Origin of the sequence: Hypericibacter sp., from assembly GCF_050729195.1 — a bacterium.
In the GTDB taxonomy this organism is placed as follows: domain Bacteria; phylum Pseudomonadota; class Alphaproteobacteria; order Dongiales; family Dongiaceae; genus Hypericibacter.
Genome location: NZ_JBOHKS010000148.1, coordinates 1 through 4,250, shown reverse-complemented (window position 1 = coordinate 4,250; position 4,250 = coordinate 1). Strand labels below are relative to the sequence as shown.

At 67.1% G+C, this 4,250-nt stretch carries 5 protein-coding genes; 3 read left to right on the top strand and 2 right to left on the bottom strand.

Translation table 11 applies throughout. From position 1 onward, the window contains the following. Both ACREE8_RS11485 and ACREE8_RS11480 read left to right on the top strand, forming a co-directional pair. The coding region (locus ACREE8_RS11485; RefSeq protein WP_431573133.1) for a catalase at window positions 1–711 on the top strand (711 nt) is incomplete at its 5' end. Window positions 712–820: 109 nt separating this feature from the next. Then, window positions 821–1,762 (top strand): helix-turn-helix domain-containing protein, encoded by a 942-nt coding sequence (locus ACREE8_RS11480; RefSeq protein ID WP_431573132.1) that lies wholly within the window; start codon window positions 821–823, stop codon window positions 1,760–1,762. A gap of 203 nt (window positions 1,763–1,965) precedes the next feature. On the opposite strand, the gene ACREE8_RS11475 is transcribed toward ACREE8_RS11480, so the two are convergent. Together ACREE8_RS11475 and ACREE8_RS11470 are read right to left on the bottom strand one after the other, a co-directional pair. Beyond that, window positions 1,966–2,607, bottom strand: coding sequence for an N-acetyltransferase family protein (locus ACREE8_RS11475; RefSeq protein WP_431573131.1), 642 nt, complete (start codon window positions 2,605–2,607; stop codon window positions 1,966–1,968). 155 nt (window positions 2,608–2,762) lie between these two features. Beyond that, window positions 2,763–3,653, bottom strand: coding sequence for a LysR family transcriptional regulator (locus ACREE8_RS11470; RefSeq protein ID WP_431573130.1), 891 nt, complete (start codon window positions 3,651–3,653; stop codon window positions 2,763–2,765). A 140-nt stretch (window positions 3,654–3,793) separates the two neighbouring features. Between ACREE8_RS11470 and ACREE8_RS11465 the strand changes: the two genes are divergently transcribed. Next, window positions 3,794–4,250: MFS transporter (locus ACREE8_RS11465; RefSeq protein ID WP_431573129.1), on the top strand; the 457-nt coding region annotated here is incomplete at its 3' end.

Here is a 4,250-nt window from a genome sequence, read left to right as displayed (position 1 = left end):
GCCGGCATCCCCGATATCCCGGACACCAGCGGCGCGGCGCCCCCTTGCGGCCTCGCGATCAAGATCAGGGCCAAGGATGGGATGGATTACGATCTGGCGAGCGACCAGCATAATGGCTTCATCGTGGCGACCAGCGACGAGTTCGCAGCCTTCCTGCGCGCGGTCGGCGCCAGCGGGCCGGACGTGGCGCATCCCAATCCGGTCGAGCAGTTCCTGGGTTCGCATCCGATCGCCATGGCCTTCGTCAAGAGCCTGACCACGCCCGCCTCCTACGCGCAGGCGACTTACTTCGGCATCAACTCCTTCAAATGGACCAATGCCAAGGGCAAGTCGGTCTTCGTCCGCTACCGCTATGTGCCGCGCGCGGGCGAGCATTATCTGACACCGGACGAGCTCAAGGCCGAAGGCCCGAACTATCTCCAGGAGGAAATCGTCACGCGCCTCGCCCAGGGACCGATCGTCTTCGACTGGTATGCACAGATCGCCGAGACGGGCGACAAGATCGAGGACCCCTCGATCGCCTGGCCGGAGAGCCGCAAGCTGGTGAAGCTCGGCACCTTCACGCTGACGAAGCAGCCCGACGATCTGGTGGCCGCGGACAAGGCCTTCCTGGTGCTGCCGGGCCAGCCGCATCCCGGCATCGATCCGGCCGACCCCATGCTGCTGCTGCGCAGCGCGGCCTATCCGATCTCCTTCGGCGAGCGGCAGTAGCGCTTACGCGTCATTTGGTGCCGACGCCCGTGAGCGGAGGGCGCCGGCTCTTCTCCGGCCGAGGCCTTGCTGCTAGGCTCAGACTGGTAATTTGCGCTTGGGGGCGGACATGGGTCGGAAGTCCGGCGCCAGCGGCGGGGATGGCCCGCAGCAGGCCTATGGCGACCATCTGGCAGAGCGCTTCTGGCTGGAGAAGCCGAAATCGCATGTCGCGCGGTCTTTCAAGCGCGGCCCCCTCGCCGTCACGCAGATCAAATCCGATTTCCCGACGCCGGAGCCCAGCCAGTCGATCGGCTATGACGAGGCCTGGCTGATCGGGCTGATGGTCGACAACGTCCCCGATCACGAGCTCTGGCAGGACGGGCGTTCGGCGAGGACGCCTCCGTTCCGGTCGGGCGAGACGGCGCTCTATGACCTGCGGCGCGATCCGATCAGCTTCACCCGGACCGGCCATCATTCGCTCCATTTCTATCTGCCGCGCGCCCTGCTCGGCGAGCTGGCGGAGCAGAACGCGCTACGCTTCGACGGGGAGCTGCGTTACCGCTTCGCGACCGGCTATGACGATCCCGTCATTCGCCATCTGGGTGCAGCCCTACTGCCGGCGCTCGAAGGCGGCGGCCCCTTGAGCGGCCTCTTCCTCGATCACATCCTCTATGCGGTCGCGGCCCATGTGCTTGGCCGTTACGGCGAAGCGGGATCTCAGGGTCGCCGCTCCGCCCGCGGCGGCCTCTCGCCGCAACAGCTGCGTCGCGCTCAATCGCTGATGCTGGGGCATCTGGGCTCGGACATCTCGCTGTCGAGACTCGCGGCCGAGTGCGGTTTGTCCGTGACTCATTTCAGCCGCGCCTTCCGCCAATCGACGGGCATCACGCCGCATCGCTGGCTCCAGGCACGGCGTATCGACATGGCCATGACGCTGCTCCGCCTCGGCGAGCGGACCCTGCCCGAAATCGCGATCGATTGCGGCTTCGCCGATCAGAGCCATTTCACCAAGGTGTTCTGCAAGCATACCGGGGTCAGCCCGGGGCGGTGGCGCCGACAGTCGGAGTGAGCGTTCGTGGGAGCCTCGTTCCGTTGAAAAGAACGTTTCGTTCCGGTGGCGACTGATTTTCACTCGCCCTCGCGATCGGTTCCCCAACATCATCGGCGATATGAGACCCCTGGGAACGCTGAGTGGTCCGCGTTTTGTGGTGTGGCTGGCGCTCGTCGCGGCGGCCGTCGCCCAGCTCTGGGGTTAGGGTCCTGGCGGAACCATCAGGACGCCGGATCGTCGGGGTCGCGCGGCGGCGCAGCCGGATTGGCTGCGGGAGCCGGCGCCACCGGCCAGGGTCCCGGCGGTGAGCTGGCGCCCGGGCCCAGCGCCCGCTGCATCATGACGCTGTCGCCCCACTCGCCGAATTTGAAGCTGACCGCGGGCAACAGCCCGACGCGGACGAAGCCCAGGGTCTCGTGAAGCCGCAGCGATGCCGTGTTCGCGGCGTCGATATAGCCGATGAGCTGCCGATAGCCGGCAGCAGCGCAGGCCTCCATCAGGGCTGGCAATAAAGTCCGCCCGATCCCGGAATTGACGAACTCGTGATGGGTATAGATCGAGTGCTTGAGCGTATAGCGATAAGCGGGGCGCTTGCGGAAGGGCACGGCATAGGCGTAGCCGGCGATGGCGCCTTCGACCTCGGCGACCAGATGCGGCAGGCGGCGCTTGCGCATGTTCTTGCGGCGGCGCTTCAGATCCTCTTCCTCGAGCGGTGCCGCCTCATAGGCGCCGAGGTCGCCGACGCCGCGCGTGGTGTGATGGCGATAGATGGCGAGCATCGCCGGCACGTCCGCGTCCGTCGAGGCGCGGACCAGGATATTCATCGGCGTGGCGGACATGCCGGGCCCCGCTTGTTCACGCATGACGGTGCCGTGCAAGTGGACTCTGCCATCGGCTCTCGCTCATCGTCATCAAATCTTCATCAACCAAGGACACCCCTTAAGCGCGGAGCACTATCGGCAAGAGTTCTCCGAATAGTCAAACATGAATGGGCGAAGAGCCGCGCTTGTTCGATCGCTTACCGGGCGCAAGCGTCCCGGACGCAACCGCGCAGCCAGCGATGCGCGGGGTCGGCATCCAGCCGCGGATGCCAGAGCAGGGAGACCGTGATCTCCGGCACGGGCATCGGCAGCGGAAAGCTATGCATGCCGGCGCGCAAGCTTCCGGTGTGCCGTTCGGGAACGCTGGCGATCAGGTCGGAGGCGCGCGCCAGAGCCAGCGCGGCCGCGAAGCCGCCGACGACCGTGGCGATCTCCCGCTCCAGCCCACACGACTTCAGCGCTTCATCGATCGGACCCCAGTCGAGGCTGCGCCGCGAGACGAGGACATGCCGTCCGGCCGCATAGCGGGCGGGCGTGATCTTGCCCCGGCTCAAGGGGTGCCGCTTTCGCACGACGCCGATGAAGCGGTCGCGGAACAGGGCCTGCGCCCGCATCTCCGGACCGGTCATTTTCCCCACGACGCCGGTTTCCAGATCGACGGTCCCCTCGCGAAGCGGCGCGCTGTCCTTGTCCGTCTTGGGCAGGAAGCGCAGCTGCAGGCCCGGCGCTTCCTTGCCGACGCGGGCGATGAGGGCCGGCCCGAAGCTCTCCACGAAGCCGTCGCTGGTCCGCAAGGTGAAGGTCCTGACGAGTTTCTTGAGGTCGAGTCTCTCGGCCGGGCGAAGAACAGCCTCCGCGTCCTGCACGAGTTGGCCCACCCGTTCGCGAAGCTCGAGCGCGCGCGGGGTCGGAACCAGGCCCCGGCCGGCCCGGACCAGCAGCGGGTCGCCCGTCGTCTCCCGCAGCCGCGCCAGGGCCCGGCTCATCGCCGAGGGGCTGAGGCGCAGCCGCCGGGCGGCGCGCGCGACGCTGCCCTCCGCGAGCAGGGCATCCAGCGTGACGAGCAGGTTGAGATCCGGTCTCGACATGCCCCGACCCTAGCACAGACCGTTCGATCTGATATGGCGCCAAACGCACGAATAAAGTGCAAACCATGCGTGTTCCGCCATATCACTCGAAGGCCTAGCTTTCCGGCAGGCCCCTTCGGGGGCGCCCCAAGCCGGAGGTCATGGTGAAATCGATCATTGCAGGACGAATTGAGGCAGCCGCTCGCAGCACCGAACGGACATCGTCGGCCCGATGGGCGCTCGCCAGCCTTTCGCTCTCCATGCTGCTGGCCTCGCTCGGCACCAGCATCGCCAATGTCGGCTTGCCGACCTTGGCACAGGCGTTCGACGCCTCGTTCCAGCAAGTCCAGTGGATCGTCCTCGCCTACCTCCTCGCCATTACCACCCTCATCGTCAGCGTCGGACGGCTCGGCGACATCGCCGGCCGCCGGCGGCTGCTCCTGGCCGGGATCGCCCTCTATACCGCGGCTTCGGCCCTCTGCGGTGTCGCGCCCTCGCTCTGGCTGCTGATCGGCGCCCGGGCGGCGCAGGGCCTGGGTGCCGCCATCATGATGGCCCTCACCATCGCCTTCGTCGGCGAGACGGTACCGAAAGCGAGGATCGGCAGCGCCATGGGGC

Excerpts from the sequence above, each read along its gene's own strand:
- ACREE8_RS11480 (WP_431573132.1), top strand. The coding sequence starts at position 821 with ATGGGTCGGAAGTCCGGCGCCAGCGGCGGGGATGGCCCGCAGCAGGCC.
- ACREE8_RS11475 (WP_431573131.1), bottom strand. The coding sequence starts at position 2,607 with ATGCGTGAACAAGCGGGGCCCGGCATGTCCGCCACGCCGATGAATATC.
- ACREE8_RS11470 (WP_431573130.1), bottom strand. The coding sequence starts at position 3,653 with ATGTCGAGACCGGATCTCAACCTGCTCGTCACGCTGGATGCCCTGCTC.